At 43.9% G+C, this 23,525-nt stretch carries 19 protein-coding genes; 16 read left to right on the forward strand and 3 right to left on the reverse strand.

Annotated elements, in window-relative coordinates; genetic code table 11:
* Window positions 1-174: 174 nt before the first annotated feature.
* Together MKX51_RS02235 and MKX51_RS02240 are read left to right on the forward strand one after the other, a co-directional pair.
* Window positions 175-2,169: an S-layer homology domain-containing protein gene (locus tag MKX51_RS02235; RefSeq protein WP_340991043.1), complete on the forward strand. Its 1,995-nt coding sequence runs from the start codon at window positions 175-177 to the stop codon at window positions 2,167-2,169.
* Window positions 2,170-2,186: 17 nt separating this feature from the next.
* On the forward strand, window positions 2,187-4,736 hold the full coding sequence (locus MKX51_RS02240) for a hypothetical protein (protein WP_340991044.1): 2,550 nt from the start codon (window positions 2,187-2,189) through the stop codon (window positions 4,734-4,736).
* A gap of 92 nt (window positions 4,737-4,828) precedes the next feature.
* Here the strand turns inward: MKX51_RS02240 and MKX51_RS02245 are convergent, their stop codons facing one another.
* Entirely contained in the window at window positions 4,829-5,545 is a 717-nt protein-coding gene (locus MKX51_RS02245) for a GntR family transcriptional regulator (protein ID WP_340756997.1), read from the reverse strand.
* Window positions 5,546-5,744: 199 nt separating this feature from the next.
* Here MKX51_RS02245 and MKX51_RS02250 point away from each other — a divergent pair, with 199 nt between their 5' ends.
* The 4 genes from MKX51_RS02250 (at window position 5,745) to MKX51_RS02265 (ending at window position 9,091) form a co-directional block, all read left to right on the forward strand.
* A complete protein-coding gene (locus tag MKX51_RS02250; RefSeq protein WP_340991045.1) occupies window positions 5,745-6,725 on the forward strand; it encodes an N-acetylglucosamine kinase in 981 nt (326 codons plus the stop codon).
* The gene (locus MKX51_RS02255; protein ID WP_340991046.1) at window positions 6,722-8,050 is read left to right on the forward strand and encodes a 6-phospho-beta-glucosidase; all 1,329 of its coding nucleotides are present in this window, start codon (window positions 6,722-6,724) and stop codon (window positions 8,048-8,050) included. Before MKX51_RS02250 ends, MKX51_RS02255 begins: the two co-directional genes overlap by 4 nt.
* Window positions 8,051-8,186: 136 nt before the next feature.
* Window positions 8,187-8,747: a DinB family protein gene (locus tag MKX51_RS02260; RefSeq protein WP_340991047.1), complete on the forward strand. Its 561-nt coding sequence runs from the start codon at window positions 8,187-8,189 to the stop codon at window positions 8,745-8,747.
* A 17-nt stretch (window positions 8,748-8,764) separates the two neighbouring features.
* Window positions 8,765-9,091, forward strand: coding sequence for a DUF3139 domain-containing protein (locus tag MKX51_RS02265; protein ID WP_340991048.1), 327 nt, complete (start codon window positions 8,765-8,767; stop codon window positions 9,089-9,091).
* 164 nt (window positions 9,092-9,255) lie between these two features.
* Here MKX51_RS02265 and MKX51_RS02270 read toward each other — a convergent pair whose 3' ends face one another.
* Both MKX51_RS02270 and MKX51_RS02275 read right to left on the reverse strand, forming a co-directional pair.
* On the reverse strand, window positions 9,256-9,990 hold the full coding sequence (locus MKX51_RS02270) for a hypothetical protein (RefSeq protein WP_340991049.1): 735 nt from the start codon (window positions 9,988-9,990) through the stop codon (window positions 9,256-9,258).
* A 3-nt stretch (window positions 9,991-9,993) separates the two neighbouring features.
* Window positions 9,994-11,157 (reverse strand): DNA cytosine methyltransferase, encoded by a 1,164-nt coding sequence (locus tag MKX51_RS02275; RefSeq protein ID WP_340991050.1) that lies wholly within the window; start codon window positions 11,155-11,157, stop codon window positions 9,994-9,996.
* Between the two features lie 336 nt (window positions 11,158-11,493).
* Here MKX51_RS02275 and MKX51_RS02280 point away from each other — a divergent pair, with 336 nt between their 5' ends.
* The 10 genes from MKX51_RS02280 to MKX51_RS02325 all read left to right on the forward strand — a co-directional run bounded on the left by MKX51_RS02280 (window position 11,494) and on the right by MKX51_RS02325 (window position 23,155).
* Window positions 11,494-11,823: a nucleotide pyrophosphohydrolase gene (locus MKX51_RS02280; RefSeq protein WP_340991051.1), complete on the forward strand. Its 330-nt coding sequence runs from the start codon at window positions 11,494-11,496 to the stop codon at window positions 11,821-11,823.
* 19 nt (window positions 11,824-11,842) lie between these two features.
* Window positions 11,843-13,735, forward strand: coding sequence for a DUF2075 domain-containing protein (locus tag MKX51_RS02285; protein ID WP_340991052.1), 1,893 nt, complete (start codon window positions 11,843-11,845; stop codon window positions 13,733-13,735).
* 534 nt (window positions 13,736-14,269) lie between these two features.
* Window positions 14,270-15,178: a phosphoribosyltransferase-like protein gene (locus MKX51_RS02290; protein WP_340991053.1), complete on the forward strand. Its 909-nt coding sequence runs from the start codon at window positions 14,270-14,272 to the stop codon at window positions 15,176-15,178.
* On the forward strand, window positions 15,168-15,485 hold the full coding sequence (locus MKX51_RS02295) for a hypothetical protein (protein ID WP_340991054.1): 318 nt from the start codon (window positions 15,168-15,170) through the stop codon (window positions 15,483-15,485). Before MKX51_RS02290 ends, MKX51_RS02295 begins: the two co-directional genes overlap by 11 nt.
* Window positions 15,486-15,729: 244 nt before the next feature.
* A complete protein-coding gene (locus tag MKX51_RS02300; protein WP_340995472.1) occupies window positions 15,730-16,728 on the forward strand; it encodes a retron St85 family RNA-directed DNA polymerase in 999 nt (332 codons plus the stop codon).
* 580 nt (window positions 16,729-17,308) lie between these two features.
* A complete protein-coding gene (locus tag MKX51_RS02305) occupies window positions 17,309-18,337 on the forward strand; it encodes a DNA cytosine methyltransferase (RefSeq protein ID WP_340991055.1) in 1,029 nt (342 codons plus the stop codon).
* Window positions 18,338-18,342: 5 nt separating this feature from the next.
* On the forward strand, window positions 18,343-21,186 hold the full coding sequence (locus tag MKX51_RS02310) for an ATP-dependent helicase (RefSeq protein WP_340991056.1): 2,844 nt from the start codon (window positions 18,343-18,345) through the stop codon (window positions 21,184-21,186).
* A gap of 523 nt (window positions 21,187-21,709) precedes the next feature.
* On the forward strand, window positions 21,710-21,997 hold the full coding sequence (locus MKX51_RS02315) for a hypothetical protein (RefSeq protein WP_340991057.1): 288 nt from the start codon (window positions 21,710-21,712) through the stop codon (window positions 21,995-21,997).
* A gap of 142 nt (window positions 21,998-22,139) precedes the next feature.
* Window positions 22,140-22,826, forward strand: a complete 687-nt coding sequence (locus MKX51_RS02320) for a nuclease-related domain-containing protein (RefSeq protein WP_340991058.1) — start codon at window positions 22,140-22,142, stop codon at window positions 22,824-22,826.
* A 5-nt stretch (window positions 22,827-22,831) separates the two neighbouring features.
* Complete coding sequence (locus tag MKX51_RS02325; protein ID WP_340991059.1) at window positions 22,832-23,155, forward strand: nucleoside triphosphate pyrophosphohydrolase; 324 nt, start codon at window positions 22,832-22,834, stop codon at window positions 23,153-23,155.
* Window positions 23,156-23,525: the final 370 nt, after the last annotated feature.

Genomic DNA, 23,525 nt, shown 5'->3' on the forward strand with positions numbered 1-23,525 from the left:
GCGGATGTAGAACCCGTGTAATAAATGTGTTGACAATTTGTTATGATTAAAAATAGAATGTGTGTAAATGTTACTACAACAACAACGGAAACCTTACATGGGGGTGACATTGGTTAGGGCTATTCTGGAGCTGGCTTTATCGCGTTAACGATTACACTTTGAGGAGGAATGCATATGAAGTTCAGATGGAAGCAGATGCTCGGAGTATTTACCATCGTATCGTCCGTGGCATTGACAGGTGTGTCCACGGTATCGGCAGAGACCACCGAGAAGATTCCTGCATGGGCCGCTGAGGAAATCGCCTCGTGGAAGGAGATGGGGCTGCTGAAGGGGAATCCGGATGGCCTCGTGCTGCCGAATGAGGGAATCCGCAAAACAGAATTCGCCGCCTTGATTAACCGGATTTTTAATTTCACTGAGGAGAGCGGCCAGAGCTTCAGCGATGTTCCTAAGACGGCCTGGTACGCCTCTGACATCAGCAAGGCGGTCGCAGCCGGTGCTCTTATCGGCGATGGCGGAGGGAAGATCCAGCCGCTGGAGATCCTGACCCGTGAGCAGGCGGCGCTGATGCTCAGCAGAGTATTCCATGTTGCCGCATCAGGGAATTCATATGCCCCGTTCACAGATGATGCCCTTATTGCCGGCTGGTCCAAGGAAGCGGTCTATGCGATGAAGGAGGCCGGTTATGTAGCGGGCACACCGCAAGGCGCGTTCCAGCCCAAGAAGGCATTGACGCGGGCCGAGGCGGTGAAGATGATCAACAATGCCATGGGAACCCTGATTGCAGACGGGGCAGAGCATTCCGGCATCTCCGGCAGCAATCTGATCGTTAACACAGCGGGAGGTACGTTATCCGGTCTGAAGCTCTCAGGGAATGTATATATTACACCCGGCGTTGGCGAAGGGAATCTGAGCCTCAATAACGCAGCGGTTGGAGGCGTCGTCTACATCAACGGCGGCGGTGTGAACAGCATTACGCTGACAGACAGTCAAGTGGGCAGCATTGTTATCAGCAAGCCTGCTTCTCCGGTAAGAGTGATCCTCAAGGGGAAGTCCACTGCCGGGAAGATAGATGTAACCTCGGGCGCCAGAATTGTTAATGAATCCGGCCAGCCGATAAGTACCATGAACTTGCTTACGCGGGCTTCCGATGCTGTCTCCGTGTCAGGGGATGTCAATGAATTAAATGTAGCTGCACCGGCGGGCTTCACGCTGGAGAGCGGCCAGATTGGAAGCTTCAACGTCTCCCTTAAGGCAGGCGGTTCAGCGATTAAGCTTAACAAAGGCAGTGTTGTAACGAAAATGACCTTGAACGGTGCCGCAGTGATCACCGGTGAAGGGACAATCGCCGAAGCGGTGGTCAATGGAGAAGGGGTGTCTTTCCCGGTCAAGCCGGACAAGCTGACAGTCAATGCTGCCAAGGTAACGATAGGCGGGCAAGATTACGACGCTTCAGTTCATCTCATCCATCCTGCGGCCGGCAACCCGGGAGGATCGGGTTCAAGCGGCGGCACAGGAACTCCGGCTCCAACTCCAGCGCCAACCTCATCTCCGAATCCAACCCCTAGCCCGGGTACGGGGAATCCGACGCCTACACCGACACCTACACCGACGCCGACACCTACACCGACGCCGACACCTACACCAACACCAACGCCGACGCCGACGCCGACACCTACACCAACGCCAACACCGACGCCAACACCGACACCAAAACCAACGCCGACACCAGAGCCTAAGGCTGCCGAGCTGTACACCTATGCGGAAGCATTAAGCTCGTTCAGCTCCACAGGAGCAGAAGGGCTGGCCAAGCAATACCTGACCTTCCTTCAGGACCCTTCCTACAATCCTCCGATCGCTAACAAGGATGTCGTCATGCCGGACCTTGTGAATGCCGTGACTTTTGTTAACTATGAATTTAATATCAAGCCTTCCATATTCGCTTCGATGCGGGGGATTAATACCTCTGTCTTAGACAAGACCCGGACTTATTTATGGATCGGAACAGACAGCGGAGTCACCAAAATTAATCGCGCCACGAATGAAATGACCAGTTATAACGCTCAAGGCAAGCAATTGTACGATGATAAGGTGCTGCTGCTTTTGCCGGATGAGAATACGGGGGTACTGGTGATCACACGAACCGGCGTATCGCATATCTACCAATAAGGAAAGGGGAGCTTACCATGGACAAGATGAAAAGAACTGGCATGAAGATCACGGGTGGATTGCTTGCCTTAACGTTGTTCGTATTGCCGGCGGCGCCCGTGCTTGCGGAGAAGCTGTCTGGCTCGGCGTACTCTCCGGTTCAGCTGGAGGCTGTGCAGACCAAAGAAATGACCTATTACAAAGCCGGATCGGCTTCTATCCCGGGCAACATTGAATGGGTCACCGATGCTTCAGCACTTAAATTCCTGCCGCTCTCGGTCATCGGCGATGTTACCAGTGTGGTTCTGGACGGGGGAGTCTACTGGATTGGAACGGAGACCGGCTTACAGCGGGTGGACTTCAGCGCAAGCGACACCAAGGATATTGTGCAGTATATGGCTGGACCGAGGTATCTGTATGGCGGAGACGATCATGTGACGGGACTGGCCAGTGACGGGCAGAACGGCATTTGGGTCCGTACGGCGAGCGGGGTCACGCATATTGCGATGCCGGAGAAGACGCTGCATGACAAATCTTTTATCTACGAGGATCTAGTGCAGTCGATCCTGGACCGGCGCGGCATGGTGCATGGCGCAGGCTTCACCTTCACAGAGACGGACAGCACGCTGGATGCGGTCAATTACAACTCTGCGACCGGCGTATTCACATCCACGCCTACCACCAGCGATAATGACGGTCTATGGACAGCGATGTATGCAATGGGCGAAATCTTCCGCTATAAAGCATTGCAGGAGCAGTACGGAACAAGCCCGGCTTCCGGGGAGCAGGCAGAGATTGCAGCGGCCAGAGCCGCAGCGCTTAGAGCGACCAAGGCCGTACTGCTGCTCGATTATGTCTCCGGCCGCGGCAACGGCTTCCCGGCACGCTCCTATATGCTGACCAGCGAAGCCAGTGCGGCTACAGTGGATAATTCAGTCTATGGCTACCAGTCCCAGAACGGCTTCTGGTTCCAGAACTTCGTTGGGCCGGACATGGTCAACCCGAATGGAATCATTCCAAGCATGCAGCGTGACGACGGAGTGGAGCCGATCGGCTATTCCATGGTCAGGGTAACCAAAGACGCAGAGAACAAAAAAGGCTCCACCCTGTTCCCGAGCGGAGGCACGGATGTGCTGAACTACAATGGACTTGGGCTTAGCCAAGCCGCCATTGACGAGTTGAACCTTACGCGTCCTGAAGGCCAGAAGCTGGGGATTGATATCAAGACACGGGTTGGAACGTCCGTAACCGGCGCAGTGTATCAGGTGCTGCCAGTCATTACGGCCGCCACGAACAATAATGACGCCAAGGAAGACAAAACAACAGGCCTTCATAATAAGCCGCTGTTCCAGCTGACAGCTCCCGTATATGAGCAGATCCCGTCATTCTTCAATGATCTGTTCCCGGAGAGCGCCATTGTGGACGGCCATATCGACATGAACCAGATTGTGTATAAGGCAGATACTTCGGCAGATGAGGTGGATGGCCATTATGCCATGTTTTATACCGCCTACAAATATCTGATCGGGGACAGCACCGATCCTGAGCTGCTTGAGCTGAAAGCCCTCATTGAAGAAACCACGCACCGCATGACCGAGCTGATCCTGAAGGACGACCATTATTACATTGAGGATGCTACCGGCAAATCGACACAGTGGTCGAGATGGTTCGCCAAATACTTCAACGACAGCGTTGGGACCATGGAGCAGCAGGAACAGTGGAAGTCCAAGATCGGCGTCGACGAGAATGGGGACGATGCGCTGTCCTATGGGTACGAGGACGGCCCGCTCAACGCACTCCAGGTTATGGCTGCGCTGAAATCGGCAAGCTATATTGTCGCAGCGAGCTATCCGGCTGATTCAGCCAAGTATGAGCTGGCGTATGAGCAGGCTTTTGAAGGCAGCTACAGCAAGGAAGAGCCATACATCAACGGCAAGGGCTACATGGCGATGGCGCAGGAATATATTGAGCGCAGGCTCGTCCGCCAGGCGACCAATGCTTACAGCGAGAACGATAACCAGCCGGTAACGATGGACAATGCAGGCGCTGGCACCAACACCAATGCTACGCTGCATAATGACTGGACCCAATACATCAATTATTCGGATGAGGAGCTGGGCTGGTTCCCGGTATTCATCCTGGTGACTCTTGAGCAGGACGCAGGCAGACATGCGCAGATTGTGGCGGCCTATGACCAGTGGTACTCCAATGAGGTGCGGGAGGAGAATCCGTTCTACACCTTCCTCTACCAGCTTGCGCACCCGGATAAGACCGATGTCGATCTGCAGTCGGCGGTCCGCTTCCTGTACCGCTTCCCGGAATTCCAGATTGAATTCCCGGTGCAATGGGACCGTCAGGATGTCCTCTATATTGAACCGGGTGACCGCGATGATTATAAGCAGACGAATTATGCACTGGCTCCAGATGAACGGCGGATCATTAAGCATAACTCCAATCCGTTCGAGAATGACAGCCAGACGACCGGTGCCAATCCGGGGTATAACTACCGTTCGGGCAGCATTGAGGCGGGTTCAGTATTCACACTGCCCTACTGGCTGGGGAGATATTTCGAAATTATCAAGGAGTAACAGGGCTAACTGAACTGGAGGTAACGGAGCCGGAGCGCCCCATGCAGGGGTGCTCCGTATGCTCTCTGCGTGAATGCCCGTCCGGCCCTGCTTCATCCAAACTGCCGCTCGATCGTATAGCTGGGGAAGTCCCCCCGGAATACGCCGAAGCTGTACTCCAGCGGCGAACCGTCAGCCAGATAAGTAAAAGTTCTCACCTGCAGGCAAGGGGAGCCTTCTTTGACACCCAGCAGCTTGCTGGCGGTTTTGTCCGCGAGGACCGGCTTCAGCTGCTCTACAGAGCGGTGGGCCTTCAGGTTGTACTCTGACTCCAGGAAGGAGAAGAGCGACCCGTCCTTATAATCATTGATGAGCCCGGGGGCCAGATCCCAGGCGATATAAGTAGTTTCGTACAGGAGCGGTTCATGATCGGCGTAGCGGAGCCGCAATAACTGGTTTACCGGAGCTTTTATAGGAATATTCAGGAATTCATTGAGCGGGATCTCCGCAGGCGTCACCTTGGCTTCGATGATCTTGCTGGTGGGCTCCTTGCCGCTCATCAGCACATCCTCGGTGAAGCTTCGCTTCTGGTTAAGCTGGAGCTCCTTCCGCTTGACGAAGGTACCCTTGCCCTGGTGCCGCTCCAGAATATCCTGCATCTCAAGCTCGCTAAGCGCGAGGCGGATGGTGGTCCGGCTGGCGGAGAACATCTCGCATAGTTCAGCTTCGGTGGGAAGCTTCTCTCCAACGGCATAGTGTCCGGATTGAATCTGCTTAAGCAGTTGTTCTTTAATATTGAAGTATAATGTATTATTTGTTCTCTTTGTCATTACAAGTGTCCTCCGATGGCAATTTGTTATATTATATCACGGAACAAGAGCCGGAGAAACCTTTGTGTAACAACCGGGATTTCAAGCTGATGGAAAGCTATACGTGCAATATCAGCGTAACAATGAGAGGGCATTTGTAGGAACAATGTCTGCAATTATGACTATTAAAATAACAATGGAACAATCAGGAGTGGAAGCTATGTATCAAGCAGGTGTAGACGGCGGCGGAAGCAAGACCATCGCTGTTATCGCCGATCATAACGGCAGGATTCTGGGGTCGGCAGTGACCGGCTGCGGTAACCATCAGATCATTGGAGTTCGGGCGGCTGTGCTCAACATTCGCGGAGCGCTGTTCGGTGCACTTGCGAAGGCAGGGGTAGGCATCGGCCAGCTCGATCATGTGCAGTTCGGTCTTGCGGGCGCTGACCGCAGGCCGGATATGGACAAGCTATATCCTGAAATCAGCAGTCAATTGGAGCTACGGAGCTGGGATATCGTCTGCGATACGTTCGAGGGGCTTCGTGCCGGAAGCCCGGATAACACAGGAGTGGTGCTTGTCTGCGGAAGCAATACGAACGCGGCCGGCCGCAACCGGCTCGGACAGACGGTGCAGATAGGCGGCTTCGATACCCTGTTCGGTGACCGGGCCGGCGGCTTCTATCTTGCGGCGCAGGCGTTCAGCAGAGCGGTGCGCTGCTGGGATGGAAGGGAGCCGTACAGCGAGCTGGTGGAACGGATACCGCAGAGACTGGGTTTTACAAGCTTCGAAGAGATGGTGGACCGATATCTCGATGATGAGATAACAGCGGCGCCGCTGGAGCTATCACTGGTTGTTCATGAAGCGGCCGCTGCGGGGGATTGGCTCTCCCGCCAGCTGCTTACGGATATGGGCAGAGAGCTGGGGATCGCTGCGGCGGCTGTCATCCGCAGGCTGGGCGGCTTCGGGGAAGAAGAGGTGCCGGTCGTCCTGACCGGGAGTATCCTGCAATCGGGCAGGAACTCGCTGCTGCTGGATGCATTGCTCCAGGAGGTGTGGGCAGAGCAGCCCCGCTGCACACTGGTCATTCCGGAGCTGCCGCCTGTGTTCGGTGCCGTGATGCTGGCGATGGACCGGCTGGGCATCCCTGTAACCAGTGCAATAATAGAGCGATTCAAGAGAGACGGAGGAAATCACAGATGAAGAAGAAGCACTTGAAGCTTGCAGTGATCGGAGGAGGCTCCTCCTATACGCCGGAGCTGGTGGAAGGCCTGATCCGGTATCATGATGAATTTCCCGTGGCTGAGCTATATCTCGCCGATATTGAGGCGGGGGCGGCCAAGCTGAACATCATAGGTGAGCTTGCCCAGCGGATGATTGATGCCAGCGGCAAGCCGATCCAGCTACATACGACACTGGACCGGCGCGAGGCGATCCGCGGTGCGGATTTCGTGGCCACACAGATCCGTGTCGGTATGCTGGATGCACGCTCCAGAGATGAGAAAATCCCGCTGGCCCATCATCTCATCGGCCAGGAGACCACCGGAGCGGGCGGCTTCGCCAAGGCGCTGCGCACCATTCCGGTCATCCTGGACATCTGCCGGGATATCGAGGAGCTGGCACCGGATGCGTTCATGATTAACTTCACCAATCCGGCCGGGATCATTACAGAAGCGGTCTCCAAGCATTCCCGGGTCAAGTCTGTGGGATTATGCAATCTGCCGATCAGCACCAAGATGCAGATCGCTGAGCTGTATGGAGTTCCGCAAGCGGAGATGTTCATTGAGATTATCGGCATCAATCACCTCAACTGGACAACCCGGGTGATGATGCAGGGGGAAGATGTGACGGAGGACTTCCTGAACAAGCTGGCCGGAGCTAAGGGGCCATCTATGGCCAACATCCCCGATCTGGAGTGGGATTCCGAATTCATTCAGTCCGTGGGTGCGCTGCCGTGCCCTTATCACCGTTACTATTATATGAAGGAAGAGATGTACCGGGAGATCTCCGAGTATCACCAGGAGACCGGCAAGACACGCGCCGATGACGTGAAAAAAGTCGAAGCCGAGCTGTTCGAGATCTACAAGCAGCCTGAAGTCAACAGCAAGCCGGCGCAACTAGAGAAGCGCGGCGGCGCCTACTATTCGGAAGCCGCAGTTCAATTGATGAAGTCGATCTACAACGACACCGGCGACATCCAGACCGTCAATGTGCGCAATCAGGGGATCATTCCTGAGCTGCCCGCCGATGTCTCCATCGAGATCAACTGCGTCATCAAATCCGACGGCCCGCACGCACTCGCCCCCACCAAGCCCCTCCCTCCCCAGATCCGGGGCCTGCTGCAGGTCGTGAAGGCTTATGAGGAATTAACGATCGAGGCCGCCGTCAGAGGAGATTACGCCTCTGCCCTCCAAGCCCTAACGATCCACCCCCTCGTAGGCGACGAGCACCTCGCCAAGGAAGTGCTGGCCGACATCCTGGAGCAGAATGCCGATTATCTGCCGCAGTTTCGGGTGCGGGTGCGATAAGGGATTGGATTACAGCAAAGCCCCTTTCAGTAGCGTAACAAGCTGCTGATGGGGCTTGTTTTTATATATGAGGAAGAATATAGCGTGAAGTATAGTATATTTGTAAAATAGGTGGGGTAAGGGAGGGGGACCAGCCATGAATGTAACTCAAGCGATAAGCTTCATTGATCAGGAACTATCTCAGACATTAAGTGATTATCAAAACTGGTTTGATTTGAAGTCCGACGTACTATCCTTTAAACCGCAGGTTGGCTGGAGTATTGAACAAATATTGGAGCATGTAACCTTAACCAATCACTTCCTGTTGATTCTCATTCGTAAAGGGAAGCGGAAAGCCATTGAACTCTCCAAAAAGAAAGATGTAAGGGCAGTGATTGAATCCCGCCCAATTAATCTGCAGGAGCTTGGTGCAATAGCGAAGCATAAGGCTTTTGAATGGATTAGACCAGAGCATATGGAGCCTACAGGAGACAAAGAATTAGGACAGATTAGAACATTACTGAAAGAGCAGATTAGCGAATGCAGAGAGCTTTTGAAGGAGCTGGCAAACGGAGAGGGGCTGCTCTACACAACCACAATGACGGTAAACAACCTGGGGAAGCTTGATGTTTACCAATACATATATTTCCTGTGCCAGCACGCCAAGCGGCATATTGTGCAAATGCAGAAGGTTATGGATGAGTATATAGAGGCGTAGGGACTGGGGGATTTACCATGAAAAAAATAAAGATACTACTCCTGGTAATTGTTCTGATGGCTTGCGCTTTAGGATTAGTTGGATTAAAAATATTCAGAGATAAAACAACGAACGAAGTAGAAACATACTTAATAGAAGAACGAGGGTATAACCCGAATGATATATATGAAATTTATACTCAAATTGGTAAAGCTCCTCTGGTGAGTACAACTGTTATTTTTAATGACGATAGAAGTTCCAGATATTTGTATCGTAAAGAAAACGGAAGGATCAATCAATACAGTAGGGCTCCTGTTCAAGGGGTGGACGATGGAACAAAACAATATAAGCATATTGAAGAATGATAAGGACGAGGCATTTCGCAAGGCTGATCAGATTATTCGTAACACCTACCGGACCCTAATGACCGGGGGGGAACAAAGGCGTGTTATATCTACTATGTTGAGATGAGTTGTAGTGAAAGTAATAAGGAGCAGCCCTTTGTAAAAAGGATGCTCCTTGCTTATTTTTATGAGTGAATTATTTGCTGATAATAAGGATAACTTCGTTGCTCACGATAGAGAATAACTCTTCCCAATAACACTGTAGCTTGCCATTCTCCTTCGGGGAGATTTTCTAGCACTAGGGCGAGAAGGTCTCTTACTGTCATATTTTCCACAAGAACATTAACCGTGGCTGCTAATTCTTCTTGGTATACTCTTTTCTCGAATCTAAATGTATATGGGAGATTTGCTGATAAAATTCTTAACAGTTCACCACAACTATAAGTTCCTATTGGAACAAATTTCAGTGGAATATCGATATCAATTGGATACTGTACGTCAAAACGCGCTGGTTCTTGAGTATCTCTTTGTCTTCCGGGATCATTACCACCAAAACCTGAATAGTTCCAAGGAGCCCCATAATTTTGAATTAGCATTCCTTCAAGATCTGCATTTTTGAAAACAGGTATTGCTATCGCTTTGAAAGATATAGAAAGCGGATCAAGTCCTTTTCGATGTTGGATATGTGTTGCATGACGAGATAAGCGACTTTGAAACCCAGCTCTTGAATCTGTTTTTCCTACATACATAATTCTATCGTCCTGTATAAGGAGGTACACTCCGTTTTTCTTAGCGGGTATTGTAGCAAGATTAACATGTGATAACGGTGCTGCCTGTACACTTTCAATGAATGGCGGTAAGTCTCTTTTAAAGGCAAGCTCAAGATCAAGTTCAAACTCATCGAATCCTGGAGTTGGCACCACTTACACACACCTTTTTAATAGCTTTTTTTGTAACTCAGCTTGGTTCAGAACATCATATATTTTCTGTGCGACTAGTGCTGCAAGTTCCATCGGTACTGCATTTCCGATCTGTCGCATCGCTTCGCTCCACGGTCCCTGGAAGATATAATTATCTGGAAAAGTTTGCACTCTTGCAGATTCCCGTATAGTTAAATAACGATATGTACCATCAGGGAAAGCAATCATATTTTCGCCACCCGGAACTCCATGTGCACCGGCCTTGAGTGTTTTAGATGGTTCATCCATAACACTGCCTGTGTGTCCCGGGTATGGTTTTGCACCAGGCTGATAGACATGATTCGTGATATCAGTTGTTAGAAGTGGGTCAGGTAAATCGTAAATTGCGTCACGAAGGGTTACCCAAGGAGCCAATAAGCTTTCCATGGTGACTTGTGACAACTTTGCTATTGCTTTCGATGACGGAGATATCTGTGTCGGAGCTATATTTCTTGAAGACCAATAATCGCCTGTAACCCATTTAGATACCTGCAAAGAATATTGAGAATGAGTCACTTCAGGGAAATTCCACTGAGCATCAACATCAGCTCGGAAACCTATGAAAAAAATTCGTTCTCGACGTTGTGGAATACCATAGTCAGCAGCATTCAGTACTCTAGGGGGAATTACTTTATACTCAGGGTTATTTCCTCCAGTACCGGTGTGGTGTCTTTCAAGGCGAGACAGATGATCCTGCCAGGACTCATTATTCTTTCGAGATAAGGAAGGATAGGTTAGCTGTAAAACGATATATTCAATGTAGGTTGAAAAAGATTGGCGAGCCAATCCACGAACATTCTCAAACAAAAAAGCTTTTGGTTTGATTTCACGGACTGCTCTGATAGCTTCTGGGAACATATCTCGGTCATCATTCCAGGCTTGATGTCTTCCACCCAGAGAAAATGGTTGACATGGAGGCCCGCCTGCAACCAAATCAAGATCATAACCGAAATCGGAATATGTTAAGTGTCTTACGTCTCCTTCAATAATATTCCAATTTGGTCTGTTCAGTCTTAATGTTGAGCACGCATCTGAATTCCATTCAGCAACTGCGACATGTTTAAAGCCAGCTTTTTCTGTTCCAAGAGCTAACCCACCTGCCCCAGCAAACAATTCAAGTGCTTTCATATCTTCCTCCGATACAAACAATCTTACAAGATTGCTTATTTTCTGACATTATATCATTTAGTAGTTTATATTACATTAGCTAATGATCTTCACAGTCGAAAGTTCTTCTCAGTTTTATATAATTAATGGAAAGAACATTGATATCAAAAAATTATCATAAAACTCGGGAGGATTATTGTTTTCTAAAAATAATTAGCTAAGGGACTTCTAATGAATAGGAGTCCTTTTCTGTGTAATTTTAGAAATATCATAGATTTACATTATGGATTGGGCTATCATCATTACATACAGAGAAATTGTGGAAAATAGAATTTGATCAAATAGGCGGGGGTACACATGGACGAATTAATGAAGAGAATCATTCAATTCCGTGACGACAGGGACTGGAAGCAATTCCATGATCCCAAGGATCTGGCGCTCTCGATCACGCTGGAGTCTAGCGAGCTGCTGGAGCTTTTTCAATGGAAGAACAGCCAGCAGGCCATAGAGCAGCATTACTCCGACATGCAGGACGAAATTGCGGATATTCTCATCTACACGCTAACGCTGGCCCATGATCTGCAGATCGATGTTAAGGCTGCGATCCTTCAGAAGATAGACAAGAATGCGAAGAAATACCCCATATCCAGCTCCAAGGGAAGCTCACAAAAAAGCACACAGGAGTGAATGAATAGGGGAGAGCTCTATGATTATCTACGAATCGACCAAGCAGCAATTTATGGATGATGTGACCGAGGATACGATTGCGGTAAAGATCCATAACCAGTACGTCCAAAAAATCGGCAGGGCCGCCATGGGCGAAATCAACGCATGGAACAATTCCATGAACTATCTATATAAAGTACTGAACACATCGGACATTCCAAATGACGTAGGAATCGCGATTGAATATAGAATTCCAGCGACCCCGAGAAGAGTCGACTTCATGATCACAGGCCTGAACGAGCAGGATCAATACTCCGTGGTCATTATTGAGCTTAAGCAGTGGACGGAAGTGGAGACGGTTGAGGATGCAGATGGACTGGTGCAAACCTATTTTAACCGGACAAAGACTAGAACGTCGCATCCATCTTACCAAGCGTGGTCTTATGCCAGGCTGATCAATGATTATAATGAGGCCGTGCAGAACGAAGCTGTACAGCTCTATCCGTGCGCTTATTTACATAACTACATTCAAACCGACAACGATCCCTTATTACATCCAGTCTATGATCCATACATTGAGGAAGCACCGATCTTCTCCAAGGGAGATGCACTGAAGCTAAGAGGGTTTATCACCACCTATATCAAAAAGACCGATAGAACCCAATCACTGTACCTTATCGAGCATGGCAAAATTAAACCCTCCAAATCGTTGCAGGATTCACTCCTCAGTATGCTCCAGGGTAACCAGGAATTCATCATGATTGACGATCAGAAGGTCGTCTATGAGGAAGCTTTAAGATTAGCGAAGCAGGCCCAGTCGGGAAAAAAGCAAGTCCTGATTGTCGAAGGCGGCCCGGGGACAGGCAAGTCGGTGCTTGGCATTAATCTTCTGGTAGAACTGACGGGCCGGGAACTTGTCTGCCAATATGTAACCAAGAATAGCGCTCCGCGTTCTGTATACATGAAGAAGCTTCAGCAGAACGTGAAGAAGTCGGTGATTGATAACCTGTTCAAGGGCTCTGGCGTGTATTATGAGGCATTACCCGATGAATTCGATTGCCTGATTGTGGATGAGGCGCACCGCTTAAATGAGAAGTCCGGTCTGTTCAAAAATAAAGGAATTAATCAGACGATGGAGATCATCCGTGCTTCCCGGTTCTCCGTATTCTTCATTGATGAATATCAGAAGATTGCAATGCACGATGTGGGCAGTAAGGAGCAAATTAGACACTATGCGGAGCAAATGGATGCGGAGATCACGGAGCTGACCCTGGCCTCCCAATTCCGGTGCAATGGCTCGGACGGATATTTGGCCTGGCTGGATGATGTGCTTGAGATTCGGGAGACGGCGAACGCCGACGGCTTCGACTTCGAGTATGACATCCGGCTCTACGATGACCCAAATAAGCTGCGGGACGAGATCTTCAGCAAGAATCAGATTAATAACAAGGCCCGAATGCTCGCCGGCTACTGCTGGGACTGGAAGAGCGATGGCAAGAATAATCCTGGCGTTCATGACATTCAATTAGAGCAATACCAATTCTTCATGAGCTGGAACCTGAGCAACACCACCACCTGGGCAATCGACCCTGAATCCATCGAGCAAGTAGGCTGCATCCACACCTCACAGGGCCTGGAGTTCGATTATGTCGGCGTAATCATCGGCGAAGATATGCGCTATGAGAACAACCGGATCATCACCGACCCCTTCAAGCGTGCGAAGACGGATAAGTCCCTGTCAGGCTTCAAGACCCTGTACAAAAAAGACAAGGACGAAGCCCTCCGCATAGCCGATCAGATTGTCCGCAACACCTACCGAACCTTAATGACCCGGGGAACGAAAGGGTGCTATATCTACTGTGTTGATCCTCAACTGAAGGCGTACTTGCAGAGGCGATTGGCTTTGCAGGGTTCAGTAATAGTTTCGGGATAAGCTCAATTGTGGGCAGTGGAGAGTTATATTAGTAAATTGGAAGATTGAGGACCGACTGAATGAAGCTGAGTAAGCCTTGGAGACAAGCAAGACGAACTTCGTCCATTGAAGAATTAGCTGATGAATGAACGAATGAGAATCTGCTCGTAATGCCTCTCAAAAAAGAATAGATTGGAAATCTATTGCTGGAGATGCGTGGACACAATTCAAAAAGCTTATCTACATTTTAAAGACTTATACAGTTTTAGGTTGTTCTTGATTGTGTTCTTTTGCTCCCGCTGCTTAAGACTAAATCATTTTGTGGGATTTCTGGGGGAGTTATGAGTCTGATCTTCTTCACTCAAGTAATCACTTTTTAACTAGGTAAGGGGCAAGGTGGTGATGAAAAAGGAGGATTACTATTGGTAATGCTAAGGGAGTGATTATATAAGTATCAAAGAATACCTAAAATTTATCATGGTTAGAAAAAATATTAGTCTATAAAGAATGATAAAATGCAAAAACTATTTCCAGTTTATTTTTGAAGGGGGAAAAATGAATATAACTGAAGTCGCGCGAGTTTTTGTGGAGAAATATGGACAAGAGGAACTGTATACAAAGGACATTGAGAGTAAGTTAGTATCATGGTTGAAAAACACATCTCTAGATGAAATAAAGGAGATTTTGTTGCATTTATTTTCAGAATTCATCTTCTTTACTAAGAGAGAGATTAAAGATTTGATGAATAAGCAATTAATAGACGTGTTAAAAAATATCCCTCTGGAAGATGTTTGTATTATTCCTATGATCTCTAAAGATGGTAGAGCAAATAGTTCATTTGATTTAACAATGCTACTAAAGGAAGTCATTAAAGAAAATGGTATAGAATTGTACAAAGATACAATTAAAGTTGGTTTAGATCAAATAGACGAAGATATAACTACGCTAATTTTTTTTGATGACATATCTGGTAGTGGTGGAACCATTGTTTCTTTCCTCAAGGCAAATGAGAGTAAATTAATTGGAAGATCCATTATCATAAGACTTATTGTTATTACTGAAACAGCACAGGAAGTGATTGATAATTATTTAGCCACTCAATCAAAACTTGATGTAACTGTTATTTCAGAACATAAATACGATAAAGTTTTCAAAAACCATAAATTTTTAAATGATTCACATAGGTTGCTAATTCACGATTTCGAAGAAACAATTTGGGGAAAAGGAAATAATAATGTTATGGGGTTTCGGGATAGCCAACTTTTGGTCGGTTTTTCTCATAATATACCTAATAATACCATTAGTTCATTTTGGTATCATAAAGATTTCTCTGGAAAGAGAGAAGAATGGAATTCTTTGTTTAAGAGATACACACAACTAAATAGAAGAAGTAATAAAAAGACAAGGTCAACTCAGAACCTATCAGTTAAAAGAGAGGGGGGAGGAACTAAGAGTGGATTATAAAAACTTATTGATATTAGTGTATTTTAATTCGGTTCAAGCTAGCTACTCATATAGAGAAATAAGTGATAATTTTGGACTGAGTTTTTTTCAAGTGGAAGATTTAATTAACGAACTCCAAGAAAGAGATTTATTAACATTAGAGGCATATTATAAACTTACCTCATCAGCTTTAAAGTTATTAAAAGAGTATAATATGTTACACATTGATTACTTTGAATCTCTCGAAGTCAATAGCATATTTACAAAAAAACCAATCGGTTTTGATGAAATATATATTCCTGTTGGATTTAGAAACAAAATCAAGTAAAATACTATTTAATAGTCAGTAGTCTTCTAGATTTGGTAGAGAGTCTCTATCTATAATAATGTCACTTAATTGATTTGGGCAAAATCAGAAAAACCGCTGCTTTTGCCCACTGCAATGTTTCATTGCAGTAGTAAATAATTAATGAAAATCGCATTAATAATTTACTAAATTTCCAATAAAAGGTTCGCGCAAAGATCAAGGTAGAAGCTGCTGACTAGTTAGCGAGGGTATAATGGACTTGAACATGTTGGAATCAATGTTGACGCAAAAAAGATATGGTAAGATATATAAAAAAATATTAATAAACTATGCAAAAGTTTTAAATGAACAGGGCTTACCTGTGATTTTTGATAATAAACATCTATCCCTACTAATGGGGATTGAAAGTAATATACTAGGTCATTATATTATTAATTCGAATAAATTTTATAAGGAATATCAAATAGCTAAATCGAATGGATCTTTAAGAACTATTTCAACGCCTAGCTATAATATGAAAACATTACAAAGATGGGTACTTGACAATGTTTTATCTTCTTTTCCTATTCATTCTAATGCATTTGGATTTGTAAAGGGAAGGAATATTAAAGACAATGCTTTAATGCATACTAAAAAAAAAATAGTTTTTAATTTAGATATTAAAAATTTTTTCCCTACTATAAAATTTGATCGTGTATTCTATATGTTTTACCATCGTGGATATACCAAAGAACTATCCTATACCCTAACTGCATTAACTACTTTTAATGGTTCGCTACCCCAAGGAGCCCCAACCAGCCCATATATCGCAAATATTATTTGCCGAAGAATGGATAAAAGATTGTTAGCACTTTCCAAAAATATGAATGCAGATTACTCGCGTTATGCAGATGACATCACTATATCAGGTGATGAAAATATTAGGGAATACATAGAAACAATAAAATCAATTATAATTAATGAGGGCTTTGATATTAATTATAAAAAGTTAAGATTGCAGGCTGATAATAGCATGCAAGAGGTAACTGGATTAATTGTAAATGAAGATGTCAAAGTGAAAAGAAAATATAAAAAGCGACTTGAGCAACATATTTATTATTGCAAAAAATTTGGTGTTTATAGTCACTTGAAAAAAATTGGACTTGAAAGTAAATCATATTTTAAGGAATACCTATATGGCATGGCCAATTTTATTAAAATGATAGAACCAGATGAAGGCTTAGAATTCATAAAAAAACTTGATGAGATTTATTGGGGGAATTGAAATCATCTTTTTAGTTCCTGTAATATAAATTAATACAAGTGGATTCGGTGGCACTGCTGATGTATTGAATTAATATAATGCAGTAAATTCGCAAGCAATAAATCGAAGAGTTCAATAACTAATGGCGTGAAATTCTTTCTTACCATTGTTATGATAAGGGCAGAAATAGCGAAAAATGCAATGAGAGTGGTGAACTAACCTGAACCCATGTTGCATTGCCACTCAAGCATAAGATAGACCGTTTCCTTTGGGAAGAACGGTCTATTTCTTTTTTTGAGGTAATACAGCAGGACAATAATAAAAAACATGCTAAACGTAAACATTAGTGAACACGTTTTATATATTAGAATTAACTGAAGGGGTTCACTTAGCAATTTCACGGCTTTTCTTGGATATTAACCGACCGACCTTGCAAGCTTTCCTTTGTTATTGAAATTTATTTGTTACTCCATAATTTCCGTAATAAAACCCATACTTTTCAATTTGATTACTATTTTAATAATCAATTATGATGTAAAATATGGAATGTAAAGAAAGCTGTAAATGGTCATTTTTAGTATGGGTTTGGAGAGTGGGGAATATGGATAAATCTTGGCCAATAGCAATAGACTTATTCTCGGGTTGCGGAGGTGTCACTGAAGGATTAAGGCAAGCAAGGTTTAGAGTTGTCGCGGCAGTAGACATTGACCCTATTTGTAGTGTGACATATAAGAATAACCATAAAAGTGTGAAGTTTTATAATGATGATATTAGGGTTGTAGATCCTCATAAGTTGGCTAGAGTAATTCCTAAGGGAAAAGAGCTAGACTTACTGACAGTTTGTGCTCCATGTCAGCCATTTAGCTCTCAAAATAGAGATAAAGGACATGACTTAAGAACGGGTTTAATTTTAGAAGCGCTGAAGTTTATACGTATACTAAATCCTAAGGTTATTTTTTTTGAAAATGTTCCAGGGTTGGCAGAAACTGATGTATTTATTGAATTACAAGAGGAATTACATTTATACGGATACAATACAATTGAACCACTTGTAATAGATGCAGCAGATTATGGAGTTCCTCAAAGAAGACCTAGATTTATATATTTAGCAAGTCGTACTCCTGAACCCATCACCGTGCCTACTCCAGTGACAAGATTGGAGAATAGAATAACAGTAAGAGATGCAATAGGAGATCTAAAGATACTTCATTCAGGTGAGAAGGATCAAGATGATAGTTTGCATATTGCTCGAAAACACAAAGAAATAGCCCTTAAAAGATTGAGCTTCATACCAAAGAATGGGGGGAGCAGAAGTTCTCTCCCAGATGATCTTCAACTTAATTGCCACAAAAATCATAATGGGCATAAAGACGTATACGGGCGAATGTCATGGGATACAGTTGCTCCAACTCTTACTACAGGTTGTACTAATATTACTAGAGGAAGATTCGCACATCCAAGTGAAGACAGAAGCATTACTGTCCGAGAAGCGGCTAGGCTTCAAACGTTTCCTGATAACTACAAGTTTCATGGAAAGCTTGAGCAAATAGCCACCCAAGTGGGAAATGCAGTTCCTGTAGCAATGATGAAAAACATTGCTTGTCATATTAGAAAACACGTGAGGGGTTAATTGTGATGCAATGGAATTATACTTCTAGTCAACAGAATGCGATTGAGTATCGGGGTGGTCACTTATTAATAATAGCTTGTGCTGGATCGGGGAAGACAGAGGTTATTTCTAAGCGTATCGCCCAACTTGTCTCTGAAGGTATTAGAAAGGACGAGATAGTTGCCTTTACCTTTACTGAAAAAGCAGCCAATGAATTAAAAGCGAGAATACGTAGACATTTAGAAGATTTAGTTCCTAATGACCCTGAGCTTGGGTCAATGTATGTTGGGACAATTCATAGTTTCTGCCTACAAATCCTTAAAGAATTAGAACCTAATTTTAGAAATTATGAAGTGATTGATGAAATTAGGCAAGCGGCGTTTATTTCCTCAAACTTTCGTGATATTGGGTTAGATCAATTACAAATACAAAACGGTGAAAGATATTTTAATACTATAAGTCGATTTATGAATACATTAAAGGTTATACATGTTGAAAATATTTCGGCTGATAGCATACAAGATAGTATGGTTGCACAATGTGTAACAAATTATAGAAAACTATTAACAACACGCCCTAGACTTTATTTAGACTTTAATATGATAATTGATGAATTGCTCTTGTTGTTAAATAATGATTTAGAAAAACTTGAACTTATTCAATCAAGATTCAAGCACTTGGTTGTAGATGAATACCAGGATATCGATCCGAGACAAGAAGAGTTAATTCGGAAGATAGTTGGAATTCATACTAGTCTTTGTGTTGTAGGTGATGATGATCAAGCTATTTATGGATGGAGAGGCGCCTCTGTTGAAAATATTTTAACTTTTGAGCAAAGATACCCAAATGTGAAGCGCATTGATATGACAAGTAATTTTCGTTCTACTCATGCAATAGTAGAAGTTGCAGATGCAGCAATTCGTAAGTTGCCAACAGGAAGAAGACTAAGTAAAAGTATGATCGCGCATGAATGGGTCTCCAGTGATAATTCTTTTCGTGAAAAGATTGCTGAAAAAGGAGACGTTTTTAAAAAATCCTTTAATAGTGAATATGATGAAGCTCAATATATAGCACAGCAGGCAGAGTATTTACGAGGTGTAAGTATAGATGGAGAAGGGGGTAGAGGATTAAATTGGGGTGATATGGCTGTTTTATTAAGAAGCGTAAAGTCCTGCGCAAGGCCCATTATGGAAGAATTAAGAAAGAAAGGTATCCCTTGTGTTGTTCGTGGTATTGGAGGGCTTTTTGATAGCGACGAAGTAAGATTGATCCAAGCAACGTTTTGTCAATTAAGTGATAAAGAATTCCCTATTATAAATAATAATGGTGAAAGAGAGTATTATGACAATATCTCCACTAGGAAGTTTATTAGAGACACGATTATTGCTCTAAAGAGCAGTGGGGAAATGCCTAATGCAGATGAGACAGCCTTTCTTGAATGGATAGCAGCTAAAAGGAGAACTTTAGAACTGGCTTCATTGCCTAAAGAAGAGAGACCTAACAATGTTAGTAGAAGAATTTATCCACAAGAAATTTTTCATGAAATAATGGAAAATTTAGGATCGAATCGAGGGCCTGATATGTGGCCTGACAAAGTAATGTATAACTTGGGACAATTAAGTAAGCTAATAACCCAATATGAATCTATTCACCAATGGATAACCCCAAAGGATCTTTATTGGTTTAATGTTTTTATAGAGAATTGGGCCGCGTCAAGGGTGGATGAAGGTGGTCTAGATGACCCGAGTGTTATTAATGCTGTACAAATTCTGACGATTCACTCTGCAAAAGGCCTAGAATGGCCAGTTGTTTTTTTACCTGAAATCTCAAGCAGGATATTTCCTAGTAGTCAAAGGAACAGAGGTATTGAATCATTCTTAAATCCAAATGAATGTAACCTTAATGCTTACAAAAGTGGAGATGAAGGTGAGCGGCGTCTTTGGTATGTTGCTATAACAAGAAGTAAAAAGTTTCTTTCAATTACTTCTGTAAATAGAAAGGGTAAAAAACCTACTGACTATTACAATGAGATTAAACATAATTATGTATTAGAAGGTGGAGTAGATCCTATCATTAGATATAGATCTGACCCATCGTCAATCAATGTCAAAACGGAATTGTTCTCAACAAATTATTCTGATTTAAATTACTATTGGCAGTGTTCACAAGATTATAGATTAAGAAGACTTATGGGGTTTGGACCAACTATTGGCCAAGAGTTTGGATATGGCCAACAAATTCATAATCTTTTAACCGCTATACATGAGCACGCACAGAGTGGAGAAGTTTCAAAAGAGTGGCTAGAAAACCTCATTGATAAGCGCTTTAATTTAAGGTACACAACTGGTGAGCCTTTGGAGTTAATGAAAAATGCTTCTAAAAGAACATTGATAAACTATATTGAGAGTATTAGTAATATACAGAATCTGATTTATCATCCAGAGAAGCCATTTGAGTTTGTTCTTGAAGGGGCATTAGTTAGCGGCACTATCGATTTATTAGAAGAAATAAATCATGATGAAAATGAAAATGATGTAAGTGTAATTGAATTTAAAACTGGAAATATTGATGCTGATGACTTCGATGAAAGACTGGAGAATACAGCAAGACAGTTGGGGCTTTATGTGATTGCTACTAAAAATGCTCTTAAGATGAATCCGGCCAATGCTAAAGCCCATTTTTTATCTCCCAATAGAATGGAGAAGAAAGAAATCGACATTTCAGAAAAATTTCAGAACATGGTGCGTGAAAATGTTAGAGATGCAGTTATTGGGATTAGGGGTGGGGATTTCAAAAGAAATCCAAAAGACACAAGTCGATGTGGAAGATGTGATCTGAAATTAGTTTGTCCAGGTGTTAAATTTAGCTAAATTTAACACTCCTGAATATGAATAAGCCTATGACGCCGGGAAACCCTGAGCGTCTTCTTTTATTTAAAGAATAATATTTAAGTTCATCGAAAGCATTTTTCAATAGAACAAAGTACATACATTTGCAGTTTGAAAATAGATTATATGGCTTGAATTTTGCAACTTCCTTCGATTGTTTATTCGGCTGAATTGTGAATAAAATCAATCAAAAGTTCTTCTATTACTCTCCCAGAGTTCTGCCTGATAGTCATCACCTAGTAAGCCCACGAAGTCTATTTGACATATTCCAATTCCTATACTGGTTGGTCTAAGATTATGGCTTATTTTAGTGTAAAAAAATTTTAATCCGATATTCGCATTAAAATAATACCTAACTCGTATACAATTCAATTAACAATTTATGAACTTGGATTTATTCTCAAAAATGAATTTTAAAGAAAGGAGTTATCGGGGCAAATCAATCAAAAAGGAACAGATATAATTAGAAAAATATAATTTAAACTTCTTTTTTGGAGGAGATATGGTGACCTTTCCAGCATGGTTTATAGAAACGATTCAAGGCCGATTGGTTGAGGTAAGTGCACAGATTGAACATGAATCAGAGCCTAGACAAACATTTGATGATGAGCGTAAAGCTTTTCAAGTGTTATTTGCCTCTATGGATATTGCACATAAGCCGGAATTTGAATACTGGGAGGACAAGCTTTCCTTAAAGCACTCTGTTATTTATGAACGCCTATATCTACAAGGGCTCAAGGATGGAATGCAACTTGCACATGCCTTTAATGCTCCTTCTGTTCTCTCGGAGTAGGCACAATAGACAACATAAGCATATTCATGTTTGGACTGTCCACGCGACAGTCCTTTTCTTATGCTCTTTAATGGCAGGGAATCCTTCCCATATTGTCGAATTACCATATATATTGTAAATCCAGAGGATATGGAGTTGGGTTATGTTTGAAGCACTAAAGAAACTCTTCCAAAAGTTAGACCCTAAGCCGCCAGAGGCTTTACATAAGGCAAACGCTCCAAAGGCTAAGCCCAAGGTTGCACCCACCCGGATTGGCGAGCTAGGCGAGCATAAAATTAACATTCAGCTTGACAAGCTACCTAAGGACTGCAAATTCTTAAGCGATCTTCTGCTTCCCAATCCTAAGTCTCGAACAGGCTATGCTCAGATTGACCATGTTGTTATTTCCCCATATTGCCTATTTGTTATTGAGACGAAAAACTACAATGGAGAAATTAAAGGTGGGCGGGCGGATCAACAATGGTCGGTGAGTAACCGGTATAAGATGTATAATCCGCTGAAGCAGAACTATGGGCATATCAAGGCCCTTGAGAGTCTGCTGAAAGATATAGCTGCTGTAAAATACATCTCTATGATTTCATTCACAATGAGATGTAGGTTCAGCATTGACCCGGAGCTGCGAAAGATTCAATCGGACGAACTGGTTGTCTATGATGTCGAATTAAGTGAATTTATCTCTAGGAAGCTGATCAGCTTGAAAACGGTGAACCCTGAGCCCGCTATTTCTTCGGCACAGTTCCAAACCATATATGATCATCTGGTTCAAGCCAACATCACCGATGCCGAGATACGTAAGTCTCATATCGATAAAATCAAGAAACGGAGCTGATTGGAATGCCGATCTACAACAAGCTTGTTCGTGACAAAATCCCTGAGATTATCCAAAGCTCAGGTAAGGACTCTAATTGCATAACTTTGGAGTACGAATCCTATGTCTCTGAATTGAAAAAGAAGCTTCGTGAAGAGGTAGAAGAGTATAACCAAGCCGCTGGTGATTCTGAAGCGGTGGAAGAACTGGCCGATATCCTTGAGGTGGTCCATGCTCTTGCTAAATTACATAAGATCCTGCCAGAGGATCTAGAGAAGGTTCGTGCAAAGAAAGCTGAGGAACGTGGAGGGTTTACAGATCGAACATTTCTGATTGAAGTGACGGAATAATCTAATTCGCTTGAAAACAATTGTGCCTATTGGGGGATCAACATGACATTACCAGAATCCATTAGTCAAATTTTCAGGAAAAAACAAAAATCATATAAGATGGTCCTTATCTTATCCTTAATTGAAGAGTTGAAAAATACAAATCAGGAGAGAGCGGCCTTTGATAAAGTGAAGGAACGATTTCTTGGTTATTATATACAGCAACAAGACAATGGGCATAGGGTAGATGAGACACCATCTCGCTATCCCGTCCGGTGGAGGGAACTAACAAAGGGCCAACTTAATGCTATTTTGACGACACCAGTTAAGGCTCTTTCAGAAATTATATCGGTTGATACTGAAGATAATTCAATTGGGTTCAATCCAGAGG

The sequence above is a fragment of the Paenibacillus sp. FSL M7-0420 genome (genome assembly GCF_038002345.1).
Lineage (GTDB): Bacteria > Bacillota > Bacilli > Paenibacillales > Paenibacillaceae > Paenibacillus_AQ.